Raw genomic sequence first — 14,240 nt, forward strand, 5'->3', positions numbered from 1 at the left:
AGGTTGAGATGCGCATTGTAGTCGCACTTGGTGGAAATGCTTTGCTCAGACGCGGGGAACACCCGAGCGTCGAGGCTCAGCGCGAAAACGTGCGGCGCGCGGCCGCACAACTGGCGGAAATCGCAAGCGGCAACAGCCTCGTGATCGTCCATGGCAATGGCCCTCAGGTGGGGCTGTTGGCGTCGCAAGGCATGAGCATGCCGGAAGACGAACGCTTCCCGCTCGACGTACTGGATGCTGAGACAGAAGGTCTGGTCGGCTATCTGTTAGAACTCGAGTTGCGCAACAGTTGTCTGGGCCAGCGCGTTTGTACAAGCATGCTGACCATGGTCGAAGTGAATCCCGATGATCCCGCTTTCGCGCTGCCCGACAAGCCGATCGGCGCGATGTACAGTCAGGCTGATGCGAATACGGCCACGCGTGAGAAAGGCTGGACGATGGCGCTGGATGGGCCGGCATACCGGCGCGTGGTTGCGAGTCCCAAGCCCGTGCGCATCCTTCAGATCCAGCCTGTGCGATGGTTGCTCGCGCACGGGTCGATCGTGATCTGCGCGGGGGGCGGAGGCATTCCGGTCGTCGCCGGGGCGAGCGGGAGCTATCGGGGCGTGGAAGCGGTCATCGACAAAGATCGTAGCGCGGCGCTGCTCGCGAGAGAGATCGAAGCGGATCTGTTTGTCATCGCAACGGATGTGCGAGGTCTCTACCTTGATTGGGGCACAGTGTCACAGCGGCCGGTTCGCCGCGCGAGTCCTGACGCGCTAGGCAAGCTGGCTTTTGCGGCTGGTTCGATGGGACCGAAGGTGGAAGCGGCCTGTGAGTTCGCCATACGTACGCGCAATCGCGCGGTCATTGGTTCACTCGATGACATCGGAAAGATGGTCGCCGGCACCGCCGGCACCTCGATACGATTGGGTCAGGCGCAGCTCGAAGAAGGGCCAGGAGATATCGATGTACGCAGCAATGAGACTCCGGAGCCGATCTCATGAGCGACACGGCCCTGGCAACACCCGCGCCGGCAGCTGATAAGGCGGCCGTCTCCAACGCACCCGCACCAGGCGGTCTAAGCTCCAGTGAAGCTCGCCAGCGACTCGCCAAGTCCGGCCCGAACGCCATATCTGACACGTCGGTGCATCCCTTGCGCACGGCAATCGCGAAATTTCGGTCTCTCGTGCCATGGACGCTCGAAGCTGCGATCGTCCTTCAGTTGGTGCCTGGCAAGTACGTCGAGGAGGGTATCGTCGCCGGGCTGCAGGTGCTTACTGCCTGGCTCGCCTCGATCCTGGTTGCGCTGAACGCGCTCAAGATTCCCATCTTCCGACAACTGAATATTGCCTAGTCAGTCGATGTCGTGAGTAGTTTCCGAGTCTGCCCATGCTGCTCATTGCTCATTAAGATCAAGGTGCCTGCCGCAAACTGTGCTCGCATTTGCGAGGTACTTGAAACGGTGACAATGAGGAAAGCGAAATGAAATTATCTATATTGGCAGGGTATCTGGCTGCGACGACCTGTTTGGGACTCGCCTGTTCGGTTTCTGCTGCGGCGAACTCGGCAGGCACTGCCGCCGTTCACACCACTGCACCCTCCAAGGTGGTAGGTGGAGCGCAGAAATGCCTCTCGGACCTTCATACCTTCAACCTGTCGATCGCTAAAGACGGTTACTGGCTGGGTGGGTCTCGCTACGGATACGGCTCCCCCGCAAGCGCATCAGGGTATGGTTGGTACGGCTACCCCGGCGATGAATACCCGGCTGTCGCATCAGATGGCGTCAGAGATGCCCGCCCCGGTTATGAAATTCGGGCTCTGCTAGTCTCAGCAAATATTCTGGCTCGACACGGCCAGCAGCAGCAATGTGAAGCGCTCCTCACCACGAGTCGCGGAATCTACCAGAGCTACGTGAGCAGCTTGCACGGCACCGGCGCGCCGCTAGCGAGAATGAATGGTTGGGAGCAGCGCCAGATTGCTTCCGCGCAACCAGTCACCGGCCAGAATATTTCGTTCAATTCAGACCAGCTTGTCGGCACCGAGGTTCGCAACCCACAAGATGAAGCATTGGGTAGTGTTCACGACATTGTGACAAGTCCGCAGACCGGCAAGATTGCGTATCTGGTGATCGGTCGGGGCGGTGTATTCGGGATCGACGAGAAATATGTCCCGGTTCCATGGGCAGACTTCAAGGTAACGCCGAACGTCAGCCTCCTGGTTCTGACTGCAACACCCAGTGCAATGAAGGCTGCGCCGGAGGTTAGTGGCACCCAGCTCAATAATGGCGCCAACTTTAACGAGGTCAGTCAAAAGGTAGACGCGTACTGGAAGACCTCGCTTTCGAAAGCGGACCCCGAGTGAGTTCGTCGCGCCGCGGTGCCCAAATTCTGTCCACTGAACCAGCGAGGCGGAATTCATGTCGCTTTCCCGTCACTTGCTCCGAACGGCGGAGCAACGCCTTGCCGATCTACCGCTGGCGTGTTCCATCCGGCTTCCCGGTGGACAGCACTTCGGCGCGAGCCACCCTCGTCTCGCATTCATCGTCCGCGATATGCGTGCGCTCCTGCATCTGGCGCAGGGTGCGATCGGACGGTTAGCAGAAGATTACGTGGAAGGCCGCCTCGAAATCGAAGGCAATATGCGCGACCTGATGGCGACAGCGCCAGCCTTGTTCGGCGACGATCCCACCCGGGAGGCGGAAGGCTGGCTCCTTCGTTCAATCAATCGAGCCCAACGTAACATCTGGGAACGCAGCCATCACAGTCGCGCGCGCGATAGTGCGCAGATCCAGCGGCACTACGACGTGTCGGACGATTTCTACGCCCTGTGGCTCGACCCGAAGCGGGTTTATTCCTGCGCTTACTTCGCCCATCCGTCCATGACGCTTGCCGACGCGCAGGAGGCGAAACTCGACCAGATTTGCAAAAAACTCAGACTTCGTTGTGGCGAGCGTTTCATCGACATCGGTGCAGGCTGGGGTGGGCTCCTGCTATGGGCGGCGGAGCGCTATGGCGTCGACGCTACCGGGATCACCCTGTCGAGAAATCAATACGAGTATGTCAACCGGCTGATCGAAACCAGGGGCTTGCAAGGCAGGGTGCGCATGCTTTTAATGGACTATCGCGATATCGACGAATCGAGGCCATTCGACAAGGTGGCATCCGTGGGCATGTGCGAGCACGTAGGCCGGCCTAACCTGATTCCGTACTTCGCCAAGATATACCGGGTGCTCAAGCCGGGTGGTCTTCTGATGAACCACTGTATCACCGCAGGTGGCGCAGAGCACGCGCCGCTTGACGGCGGCATGGGTGATTTCATCGAAAAATACATTTTCCCTGGCGGTCAGCTCGTGCATGTCGGCGCCATGCTGGATGCGATGACACGTGCAAATCTCGAGCCGGTGGATGCCGAGTGTTTGCGTCCGCACTATGCCTTGACACTGTGGCACTGGGCCGACGCATTGGAGTCGAGTCTCCGTGAAGCGAGGCGCGTGCTAGGTCCAGATGCCGAACGGATCCTCCGCGCTTACCGCCTGTACCTTGCCGGTTCCGCGATGGGATTCGAGAGGGGTTGGACGTCGCTGTTTCAGGTTCTTGCCTCCCGCCCCGATGGCATCGTTGAGGCACCCGACCAGCGGGCGCCTGGACTGTTTGCTACGCAAAGCGAGTATCCCTTCAATCGCACTTATATGTGCCGCGACGATAGTCAAAGGGTACCGACCAATGGTAGGCCTCACGAATTAGCGGACTTGGGAGAGGAGCAACATGAACCCGCTGACAGCACTACTTGATGCGCAGCAAATGAAGGAGGCGGATCGCCTCACGGTTGCATCCGGTATTCCCGGAGTTGCGCTGATGGAGAACGCGGGCCGACCGGTGGCGCAAGAAATCCAGAAACGCTGGGCACGTTGCCCCGTTGTCGTGTTGTGTGGACCAGGGAGCAATGGTGGTGACGGCTTCGTTGCAGCCAGGCGGCTGGCTGAGGCCGATTGGCCTGTGCGCATTGCGCTGCTTGTGCCGAGGGAGAGCTTGCACGGTGACGCGGCCTATCACGCTGCGCTCTGGCGAGGCCCGGTGGAACCAATGACGCCAGCCGCGCTGGACGGCGCCGCCCTGGTTGTCGATGCGATCTTCGGTGCGGGCCTGAGCCGCGCGCTTGAGGGGCCTGCCGCTCAGACACTGGCGGCTGCAGCGGCGCGCAAGCTGACGATCGTTGCTGTCGATGTCCCGAGCGGGTTAATGGGCGACACCGGCGCCGACGTGGGTGCAGTGCCCGCAGCGCTCACCATCACCTGCTTTCGCAAGAAGCCCGGGCATCTGCTCCAGCCGGGACGCAGGCTGTGTGGTGAACTGATAGTGGCAGACATCGGAACGCCCGAATCGGTGTTCGAACAGGTCAGCCCGAACACGTTCGAGAACGATCCGGCGTTGTGGACTCATGCTCTGCCCGCGCTTCAGGTCGACGGAAACAAATATACGCGAGGTCACGCGCTCGTCTGGGGTGGCTACCCGACTACGGGGGCGGCCCGCATGGCCGCCCGCGCTGCGGCACGCTCGGGTGCGGGGCTGACCACTATCGCAGTGCCGGAGGTTGCGCTTCCGGTCTACGCAGCGGCGCTCACCAGCATTATGGTGAATGCGCTTGCCGCACCGGGTGATTTCGAACGCCTGCTGGCTGATCGCCGCTACTCAGGCCTGCTGATCGGACCCGGAGCGGGTGTAGGCGATGCGACCCGAACGCATACGCTGGAGATGCTCAATACTCGCCGGGCAACCGTGCTCGATGCCGACGCGTTGTCGAGTTTCCATGATGATCCGCATCTGTTGTTCGGCGCCATCGCCGGGCCGTGTGTCATGACTCCACACGAGGGCGAATTCGTTCGTCTGTTCGACGTCACGGGTGACAAGCTCTGCCGCGCGCGCTTTGCTGCGCGTCTGAGCGATGCCGTGATCGTGATAAAGGGCAGCGATACGGTAATCGCCGCTCCCGATGGCCGCGCCATCGTCAATGCCAATGCGCCGGCAAGTCTTGCCACCGCTGGCGCGGGGGATGTACTAGGCGGCATCGTACTCGGACTGTTGGCTCAAGGGATGGAGCCGTTCCTTGCATCCGCTGCCGCTGTCTGGCTGCACGGCGCCGCAGCGGCCGCATTTGGGCCCGGGCTGCTGGCTGAAGACCTGCCGGATCTCCTGCCCGGCGTGTTACGAGGTCTTGGCGGGCTGGTAGCGGCATAAAAAATGACAGCCCCGCCATCCTCGTGTCGACAATTGCCGAGGTATTGCGCGCGCCGACTCGCGAATACGCCCGGGTAATTTGACGCGGCGGGTTCAAAGCCGGACTGCAGTGAGTAGTTTCCGAGGCTGTTGTTCCTGTGCAGTGCGGCCTAGGATGGAACATCCCCGTAGATGAAGCGACTCATTAACTTTGTCGAGACAAGATGCGGAAATGACAGATGAATTGTCCAGCACCAGAATATAACGCCATTTCTTACTGATTGTTAGGATGGCGAATTGAGTGACTGGTTTTGGTGTGACGTGTGCTTTCTGCCTATTGATAGGGTTCAAGCACACTTTCATTTAAAGAGAGTACCAACATGGCTTACCAAAGCGTCAACCCCAACACCGGCAAGGTCCTGAAGAGCTTCGACGAGCTCAACGACAACCAGCTTGAAGAGGCGATCTCCACCGCTGAATCGTGCTTCAATAAGTGGAAGCACACAACCTACGCACAGCGGGCAGAGATCATTTCCAAGGCCGCAGCCCTGATGCGCGCGAATGTCGATGAATTCGCCAAACTGGCGACCCTTGAAATGGGCAAACGCATCGATGAAGCGCGCGGAGAAGTGAAGTTCAGCGCAGATATCCTCGCCTACTACGCAGAGCACGCACAGACCTTCCTCGCGCCGACCAAGCTGCATCCGAAAGTCGGCGAGGCGCATATGGAAAACAGCCCATTCGGCGTGCTTTTCTGTGTGGAGCCTTGGAATTTCCCGTATTACCAGTTGGCCCGCGTCGCGGGGCCACACCTGATGGCAGGCAACGTGCTGGTGGTCAAGCATGCCGGGTGCGTACCGCAATGCGCGATTGCCTTCGAAAAGCTTCTGATCGACGCAGGTGCACCAAAGGGCGCTTACACCAATCTGCTGATCTCGCACGAACAGTCCGACCGCGTAATTGACGATCCGCGTATCAAGGGCGTGGCCTTGACCGGCAGCGTCGAAGCCGGCCGAAGCATTGCCGCGCGAGCCGGACAGAACCTGAAGAAGACGTCGATGGAGCTAGGCGGCAGCGATGCGTTCATCGTGCTCGACGACGCCGACCTCGAAAAGACGATCCCGTGGGCCGTATGGGGGCGCATGTATAACGGCGGCCAAACCTGTTGCGCGGCCAAGCGGTTCATCGCGGTCGACTCGATTGCAGACAAGTTTCTCGCGAAGTTCCAGGCTGCGCTGTCCGAGTTGAAGGCCGGCGACCCGATGGACGAGAAAACCACCCACGGTCCGTTATCGACTGAAGCGGCGCTTGTGCAACTGCTCAAGCAGGTCGACAGCGCGGTGGCACACGGCGCCACGCTGGTGATGGGCGGCAAGCGCATCGACCGGCCGGGGTCGTTCATGGAAACCACGATCCTCACCGATATCAAGCCGGACAACCCTGCTTTCCGTGACGAGTTCTTCGGCCCGGTCGTGTCGTTCTTCCGCGTCAAGGATGAAGCCGCTGCGATTGCGCTCGCCAACGATTCCGACTTCGGCCTCGGTGGTTCGGTCTTCACGGCAGACGAAGCGCGCGGCAAGCGTGTAGCGAGTGGTGTCGAAACCGGGATGATGTTCATCAACAACATCGACTGGTCCGATGCGGAATTGCCGTTTGGCGGCATCAAGGATTCTGGTTACGGGCGTGAGCTCGGCAACATGGGCATCCAGGAGTTCGTCAACACAAAGCTGGTTCGCACTGCCCGCCTCGACGCTCCGGCCTGATCGTCACAGGGAAAGGTCGCCATGTATATCAACGTTGCCGTTTTGACGGAGACCCGGGCACATGAGCGCCGTGTGGCGCTTGTGCCATCCGTGATTTCGAAACTGGTCAAACTGGGAGCCCGGCTGCACATGCAGCCGGGGGCGGGCGCAGCCATTCATCTGGACGACGCTGCCTTCCCGGATGTCGCCTTCATTGCCGATCGCACGGCGCTCGTCAAAGACGCCGATGTCGTGCTCGCCGTGCAGCCTCCCGCGCTGGAAGTGGTCAGCGCGATGAAGGAGGGAGCAATTCTCGTTTCATTCATCTATGCCCACAACGAGCCGGCGCTCGTGAAGCGCCTGCTCGAAAAGAAGATCACCTGTTTCGCTATGGAGCGTGTGCCGCGAATCACGCGGGCGCAGTCCATGGACGCGCTGTCGAGCCAGTCCGCGCTCGCCGGTTACTACGCGGTGCAGCTCGGTTCGACACATCTGGCCCGCGTGGTGCCCAAGATCACCAGCGCAGCCGGTTCGATCGGACCGGCTCACGTCCTGGTGATGGGACTCGGCGTGGCAGGGCTGGAAGCTATCGCTACTGCGCACCGGCTCGGCGCGGTCGTAGAGGGCTACGACGTGCGGCCCGAGACCCAGGAGCAGGCACTCTCGCTGGGCGCGACCTTCGTCGATACGGGCATCGACGCGCGCGGCAAAGGCGGCTATGCCCGCGAGTTGACCGACGATGAGAAGTCCAGGGTGGCGGAAGTGCTGACGAAACACATCCAGAGCGCCGATCTGATCATCACAACCGCCGCGATTCCCGGCAAAGCCTCACCCAAGCTCATTAGTCACGCACAGGTCGCCGGCATGAAAGCGGGCTCCGTCATCGTCGATCTGTCAGCCGAAGGCGGTGGCAACTGCGAAGACACGCGGCCAGGCGGGACCGCACGCATCGGCAAGGTGACGATTGTGGCGCCGCTGAACGTACCCTCGCTGCTCGGTGAAGACGCAAGCGAGTTGTATGCGAAGAATCAGTACAACCTGCTGGCGCTGTTCATGAAAGACAACGTCGTCGAGATCGACTGGAGCGACGAGGTACTCGCCAAAACGGTGCTTACTCATGCAGGCGAGAACAAGGCGGATGCGAGCGACGAGGCGGCGAAGGCCGTCCCTGAAGCAAACAGGCCGCACGCGAAGGGTCCACACGCGAAGCCTGCTACGCCCGTGACTCCGACATGAATCCACCCCGACTGAGGGTATAGAAATGGACTTCCAGATCAGCATTTCCGGCTTCGTCGCGCTTTATATCTTCATGCTCGCAGCGTTTGCCGGCTGGGTGATCATCGGACGCGTGCCGGCCATCCTCCACACGCCGCTGATGTCGGGATCGAATTTCGTGCACGGCATCGTGGTGGTGGGCGGAATCTATGCGCTGCTGAACGCGAGCACGTTGCAGGAGCAGGTAATCGGTTTCGTTGCCGTGCTGCTCGGTGCGGGCAATGCCGCGGGCGGCTATGCCGTCACTGACCGCATGCTCGCCATGTTCAAGACCAGTGGCCACCCTGCAGGACACGGCGCACACGGCAAGGCCGGCACCGTTAAGTCCATCCACGTGAAGAAACATTGAGGGCGCCGTCATGTTGATCCTGGTCTCCCACATCGGCATCGGCGCGGTCGACCTCGCTGCTGCCTTCCTCTTCCTGTACGGCTTGCACCGCATGTCGTCACCGGTGACGGCCCCCTCGGGCATCTTTGTTGCCGGCATCGGCATGGCGGTCGCCGTATTGGCAAGCTTCCTGTATGCGTTCGATGTCGGTGCGGCGGCACGGCCCAACCTGCCGGTCAACCTGGGTCTCGCCGTCGTCGCTTTGGCGCTCGGCGGCGGTGTGGCCTGGTGGGGCGGCCGCAAGGTGGCGATGACCGCCATGCCGCAGATGGTGGCGATCTATAACGGCATGGGCGGCGGTGCAGCCGGCGCCATTGCCGCGGTGGAACTGTTCGGCAACAAGGCACAGGGCGCAACAGCACTCGTCATGACCTTGCTGGGCGCGCTGATCGGCGCCGTGTCGCTGTCGGGCTCGCTGATCGCTTGGGCCAAGCTCGACGGCGTGATTAACAAGCCGGTCCGCGTGAAAGGGCAGCAGGCGTTCAACGGGTTGGTCCTGCTGTTGACCGTCGCCGTGGGTGCCTACATCGTCGTCGCTCGTGCGGACAAGGCAGCGTTGATCCTGGCGATGCCGACGTGGATCTACGTGTTCTTCGCTTGCGCGCTGGCGCTGGGCATCCTGATGACGCTGCCGATTGGCGGCGCCGACATGCCGGTGGTGATTTCCATCTTCAACGCCTTCACGGGTCTCGCAGTCGGCATTGAAGGCTATGTGCTACAGAACCCAGCATTGATGATCGCGGGCATGGTAGTGGGCGCGGCCGGCATGTTGCTGACGCTGCTAATGGCCAAGGCGATGAACCGTTCCGTGAGCAATGTGATCTTCACCAACTTCGGTGACGTGGCGTCGACGCACAAGCAGGGCAAGATCAAGGGCGAGCTCAAGCCTACCCAGCCGGGCGACGCCGGCATCGCGATGCGCTATGCCGCCTCGGTGATCATCGTGCCGGGCTACGGTCTTGCTGTCTCGCAGGGGCAGGGCAAGCTCTACGAATTCGTCAAACTGCTGCAGGCGGGCGGCGTCTCGGTGAAGTTTGCGGTCCACCCGGTGGCAGGCCGCATGCCGGGCCAGATGGACGTGTTGCTGGCAGAGGCCGGTGTTCCCTACGACATGATCTTTCAGCTCGAGGATATCAACGACCAGTTCGCCACGACTGACGTGGCGCTGATAATCGGCGCCAACGACGTAGTGAACCCGGCCGCGCGCACCGACAAATCATCAGCCATCTACGGCATGCCGATCCTCAACGCCGATCACGCCAGGCAGGTGTTCGTGATCAAGCGCGGCGAAGGCAAAGGCTACGCCGGCATCGTCAATGCACTTTTCTACGCAGACAACTGCAACATGGTCTATGGCGACGCCCAGGCCGTGCTCATCAAGATGATCGAAGCGGTCCGCGGGCTCGGTTTGCCCGCCGTGGCGTAGAGCGCCCCCTTCGTCGCAACCGAGGAACAAGCCATGACATCCACAATGCAAGCTGCCGTTGTCGAACAGTTCGGCAAGCCGTTGGTGCTGAAAGAACTGGATATTCCCACGCCGGGCGCTGGCCAGATTCTGGTCAAGACCGAAGCGTGCGGCGTATGCCACACCGATCTGCATGCCGCGAATGGCGACTGGCCGTTAAAGCCCGCGTTGCCGTTTACACCGGGCCATGAGGGCATCGGTATCGTCACTGCACTCGGCGCGGGTGTCACGGCCGTGAAGGAGGGCGACCGGGTGGGGGTCCCATGGCTCTACTCCGCTTGCGGACATTGTGAGTTTTGCCTTGCTGCGCGCGAGCCCGTGTGCGCCGAAGCGCAGTTTGGCGGCTATACGAAGAACGGCGGCTTCGCCGAATTCATCGTCGCTGATCCGAACTATGTCGCTCACATTCCAGCGCATCTGGCGGCCCGTGACGCGGCGCCCCTGATCTGCGCAGGAATCACTTCGTACAAGGGCATCAAGGAGACGCAGGCGCGACCCGGCGAATGGGTCGTGATCTCGGGCATCGGCGGCCTCGGGCATCTGGGTGTTCAGTATGCGAAGGCGATGGGCCTGCATGTGTGTGCCGTCGATATCGATGACGGCAAGCTCGCGCATGCTAAACGCCTCGGCGCGGATGCCACGGTCAACGCGAAAGACGGCGATCCGATCGCCGCGGTGATCAAAGCCACGGGGGGCGGCGCGCACGGCGTGCTGATCACGGCGCCGTCGCTCGGGGCATTCAAGCAGGGCGTCGGCATGACACGCAAATGCGGCACCTGTGTGCTCGTTGGACTGCCACCCGGCGAGTTTCCGACACCGTTGTTCGATGTCGTGGCGAACTGCATCACGATTCGTGGCTCGTTCGTCGGTAATCGCGGCGACATGGCCGAAGCACTTGCCTTTGCCGCGGATGGGAAGGTGAAGGCCGATATCGAACTGCAGCCGCTCTCGGCGATCAACAATGTGTTTCAACGCCTCGCGCATGGCGATGTGCCGTCGCGCGTGGTGCTCGAATTCGCGAAGGCTTGAGGGGAGCGCGCCATGGTGGCTTCCGCATCCAGTCTTGCCCGGCTCGCCGACGTTCCGGGCGAGCCGGTCGCTGCGCTGCTGGCGCGCTACGGCGGCAGTCCATATGCGCTTGTGCAGATTCTGCGTGAAGCCCAGGTGCAACACGGCTGGCTGCCACGTCCTATGCTGGGTGATCTGTCCGACGGACTCGGCCTGACCCTCGCTCACGTTGAGGGTGTGGCGACGTTTTACCGCTTCTTTCATACCAGCCCGGTGGGCGATTACCGCGTGCTGTTTAGCGACAACATCACCGACCGAATGCTCGGTAACGTGTCGTTGCTCGACGATCTGTGTCAGCGGCTGGGCGTCGAACGCGGCAAGACGCGCGCCGACGGCCGCGTCAGTGTGGATTTCTGCTCCTGCACGGGTTTGTGCGATCAAGGACCGTCGCTCCTGATCAATCACCATCAGGTGGTGACGCGGCTCGATGCTGCGCGTGTTGGGACGCTTGCCGGGCTGATCGAAGCAGGCGTGCCGCTGACCGACTGGCCGGCGGAATGGTCCCGCGTCAACGACCACGTCCGGCGCGCGGATGTTCTCCTCGGCACGTCACTCCATCCAGGTGAAGCCATTGCGGCCGCTCTGGCACGCGGCGTACCGGCTTTGTTCGGCGAGATGAAGCGTTCGAATCTCCGCGGACGCGGCGGCGCAGGCTTCGTCACCGGCATGAAATGGCAATTGTGCCGGGATGCGAAAGGCAGTGAACACTACATGGTGTGCAATGCCGATGAAGGCGAACCCGGCACGTTCAAGGATCGTGTGCTGCTGTCGCGCCATCCCGACATGGTTTTCGAAGGGATGACGATCGGAGCGCTCGCGATCGGTGCGCGGCATGGCATGCTCTATTTACGCGGCGAGTATCGCTACCTGCTGGAGCCGTTGCTCGACGTGCTGCAGCGCCGCCGCGACGCGCATCTGCTGGGCGCATCGATTCTGGGGCAAGCAGGTTTCGACTTCGACATCGACATTCACGTCGGTGCCGGTGCGTACGTGTGCGGGGAAGAGTCGTCGCTGATCGAGTCGCTGGAAGGCAAGCGCGGCACGCCGCGTATTCGTCCGCCTTTTCCCGCCGAGCGTGGCTACCTCGGACAGCCGACCGCAGTCGATAACGTCGAGACGCTCTGCGCCGCGACGCATATCGCGCTGCAAGGCGGCGCCTGGTGGGCGGCGATCGGTACGGCGAAATCCACCGGCACGAGCGTTCATTCGGTGTCGGGAGACTGTGATAGGCCGGGCATCTATGAGTATCCGATGGGGACCAGCATCGATCGCATTCTGGATGATTGTGGCGCGCGCGACACCCAGGCGGTGCAAGTGGGCGGTCCATCCGGCAAGTGCCTGTCGGCGTTGGAGTTCGGCCGTCGCATTGCGTTCGAAGATGTGCCGACGGCAGGCGCGTTCATGGTGTTCGACCGCTCGCGCGACATGTTCGAAGTGGCGCGTAACTACGCCGGCTTCTTTGCGGAAGAGAGTTGCGGATTTTGCACGCCGTGTCGTGTCGGCACCGCGCTGGTGGTCAAGACCATGGACAAACTCGCCGCCGGCCGAGGCTCGCGCCGCGACGTCGACGTGCTGTCTGACATCGACAGTCTGATGCACGGCACGACGCATTGCGGTCTGGGCGGCGCGGCGTGTAACGCGTTGCACGACACCATCGTCAAGTTCCGGCCCGCTTACGAGCGGCGTTTGACCTCGCTAAGGTTCGAGCCGGCTTTCGATCTCGACGCCGAACTGGCGCACACCCGCCGCATTACCGGGCAAGAAGGCGCGACCGCGGCTCTGGAGAGTCCATCATGAGCACGCCCGTTCAAACCGCCGCTACCTTTTCGCTCGATGGCGAAGACGTACCCTTCGAGCTGGGTGAAACGATTCTGCAGGCGGCGCGGCGCGCGGGGCGTTATATCCCCCACCTGTGCTGGCATCCAGACTTTCATCCGCAGGGGTCGTGCCGCGTGTGCACAGTGAAGGTCAAGGGTCGCGCTGGCTCGGCGTGCACCCTTCAGGCCGCTGCGGGCGAGGTGGTGGAAAGCAATACAGATGAACTCAACGCCGAGCGCAAGATGTTGCTGCAGATGCTGTTCGTCGAAGGCAATCACTTTTGCCCGTCGTGCGAAAAAAGCGGCAACTGTCTGCTGCAGGCGACGGCCTACGAGATGAACATGGAAGACGTGCTATTCCAGGAGTTCTATCCGCGCCGCCCGATCGACGCCAGCCATGCCGACGTGATGATCGATTTTAACCGCTGCATTCTGTGCGAACTGTGCTTGCGGGCGAGTCATGACATCGACGGCAAGGAGGTGTTTGCGATCGCCGGGCACGGTATCGGCACGCATCTGGTGGTCAACAGTATGAGCGGCTTGCTAGTCGATAGCGACATGGCGCTATCGGACCGCGCCGCGAGCATCTGTCCGGTGGGCGCGATCCTGCCGAAACGGCGCGGCTTCGTGATCCCGATCGGGGTGCGCCGCTACGACCCGCATACGGCCGCCGACGTCGACACGCAGGAGGCCTCGTGAGCACGCTCATGAATGTCGACACCGCCCATCAACCGCATAAGTGGAAAGTGGCAACGGTGTCGCTGGCGGGCTGCTTCGGCTGCCACACGTCCTTCCTCGATATCGACGAACGCCTGCTGACGCTGATCGAGCACGTCGAGTTCGACCGCTCGCCGCTCACCGACATCAAGGAAGTCGGCAAATGCGATATCGGTCTGATCGAAGGCGGCGTGTGCAATGCCGAGAACGTGGCGGTGCTGCGCGCGTTTCGCGCCAACTGCAAGACACTGGTGGCGATGGGTGCCTGTGCAATCAACGGCGGTCTGCCGGCCGAGCGCAACCGTTTCGATCTGGTCGATGTGCTCAATGAGGTCTATCACGATCGTCCTGGCTTGAGCGAGGGCAGTGCGATTCCAAACGACCCCGAACTGCCGCCGCTGCTCCGGCAAGTGCGGCCGATCCACGCGGTCGTGCATGTGGACTATTTCCTGCCCGGTTGCCCGCCCTCGGCGGATGCGTTCTGGAGCTTTCTGAACGACCTGATGGCCGGGCGCACGCCGCACCTGACCCACGCACTGATGCACTACGACTGAGTGCCGGAGACTGAACCGC

The 14,240-nt window shown here is 61.7% G+C and carries 13 protein-coding genes; all 13 read left to right on the forward strand.

The window, feature by feature from the left end; all coding sequences use genetic code 11:
- The first annotated feature begins 8 nt into the window (after positions 1-8).
- The 13 genes from HWY05_RS26145 (at position 9) to HWY05_RS26205 (ending at position 14,221) form a co-directional block, all read left to right on the forward strand.
- Positions 9-986, forward strand: coding sequence for a carbamate kinase (locus tag HWY05_RS26145; protein ID WP_176060094.1), 978 nt, complete (start codon positions 9-11; stop codon positions 984-986).
- On the forward strand, positions 983-1,336 hold the full coding sequence (locus tag HWY05_RS26150; protein WP_176060095.1) for a cation-transporting P-type ATPase: 354 nt from the start codon (positions 983-985) through the stop codon (positions 1,334-1,336). The genes HWY05_RS26145 and HWY05_RS26150 overlap by 4 nt, the downstream gene beginning before the upstream one ends.
- Positions 1,337-1,464: 128 nt before the next feature.
- The gene (locus HWY05_RS26155) at positions 1,465-2,343 is read left to right on the forward strand and encodes a PRC-barrel domain-containing protein (RefSeq protein WP_176060096.1); all 879 of its coding nucleotides are present in this window, start codon (positions 1,465-1,467) and stop codon (positions 2,341-2,343) included.
- Positions 2,344-2,398: 55 nt separating this feature from the next.
- A complete protein-coding gene (locus HWY05_RS26160; RefSeq protein WP_176060097.1) occupies positions 2,399-3,772 on the forward strand; it encodes a class I SAM-dependent methyltransferase in 1,374 nt (457 codons plus the stop codon).
- Positions 3,747-5,216, forward strand: a complete 1,470-nt coding sequence (locus HWY05_RS26165; RefSeq protein ID WP_176060098.1) for an NAD(P)H-hydrate dehydratase — start codon at positions 3,747-3,749, stop codon at positions 5,214-5,216. The genes HWY05_RS26160 and HWY05_RS26165 overlap by 26 nt, the downstream gene beginning before the upstream one ends.
- Before the next feature lie 359 nt (positions 5,217-5,575).
- Positions 5,576-6,958: an NAD-dependent succinate-semialdehyde dehydrogenase gene (locus tag HWY05_RS26170; protein ID WP_176060099.1), complete on the forward strand. Its 1,383-nt coding sequence runs from the start codon at positions 5,576-5,578 to the stop codon at positions 6,956-6,958.
- Positions 6,959-6,979: 21 nt separating this feature from the next.
- Positions 6,980-8,173, forward strand: a complete 1,194-nt coding sequence (locus tag HWY05_RS26175; RefSeq protein WP_176060100.1) for an NAD(P) transhydrogenase subunit alpha — start codon at positions 6,980-6,982, stop codon at positions 8,171-8,173.
- A gap of 25 nt (positions 8,174-8,198) precedes the next feature.
- Positions 8,199-8,561, forward strand: coding sequence for an NAD(P) transhydrogenase subunit alpha (locus HWY05_RS26180; protein WP_169490387.1), 363 nt, complete (start codon positions 8,199-8,201; stop codon positions 8,559-8,561).
- 10 nt (positions 8,562-8,571) lie between these two features.
- Positions 8,572-10,026 (forward strand): NAD(P)(+) transhydrogenase (Re/Si-specific) subunit beta, encoded by a 1,455-nt coding sequence (locus HWY05_RS26185; RefSeq protein WP_176060101.1) that lies wholly within the window; start codon positions 8,572-8,574, stop codon positions 10,024-10,026.
- 33 nt (positions 10,027-10,059) lie between these two features.
- Positions 10,060-11,094, forward strand: a complete 1,035-nt coding sequence (locus tag HWY05_RS26190) for a zinc-dependent alcohol dehydrogenase (RefSeq protein WP_176060102.1) — start codon at positions 10,060-10,062, stop codon at positions 11,092-11,094.
- Between the two features lie 12 nt (positions 11,095-11,106).
- The gene (locus tag HWY05_RS26195) at positions 11,107-12,930 is read left to right on the forward strand and encodes an NAD(P)H-dependent oxidoreductase subunit E (protein WP_176060103.1); all 1,824 of its coding nucleotides are present in this window, start codon (positions 11,107-11,109) and stop codon (positions 12,928-12,930) included.
- Entirely contained in the window at positions 12,927-13,649 is a 723-nt protein-coding gene (locus tag HWY05_RS26200) for a 2Fe-2S iron-sulfur cluster-binding protein (protein ID WP_176060104.1), read from the forward strand. The genes HWY05_RS26195 and HWY05_RS26200 overlap by 4 nt, the downstream gene beginning before the upstream one ends.
- Positions 13,646-14,221, forward strand: coding sequence for an NADP oxidoreductase (locus tag HWY05_RS26205; protein WP_244146702.1), 576 nt, complete (start codon positions 13,646-13,648; stop codon positions 14,219-14,221). The genes HWY05_RS26200 and HWY05_RS26205 overlap by 4 nt, the downstream gene beginning before the upstream one ends.
- The last annotated feature ends 19 nt before the right edge of the window (positions 14,222-14,240 follow it).

Origin of the sequence: Paraburkholderia sp. BCC1876 (assembly GCF_902833695.1) — a bacterium.
Taxonomy (GTDB): Bacteria; Pseudomonadota; Gammaproteobacteria; order Burkholderiales; family Burkholderiaceae; genus Paraburkholderia.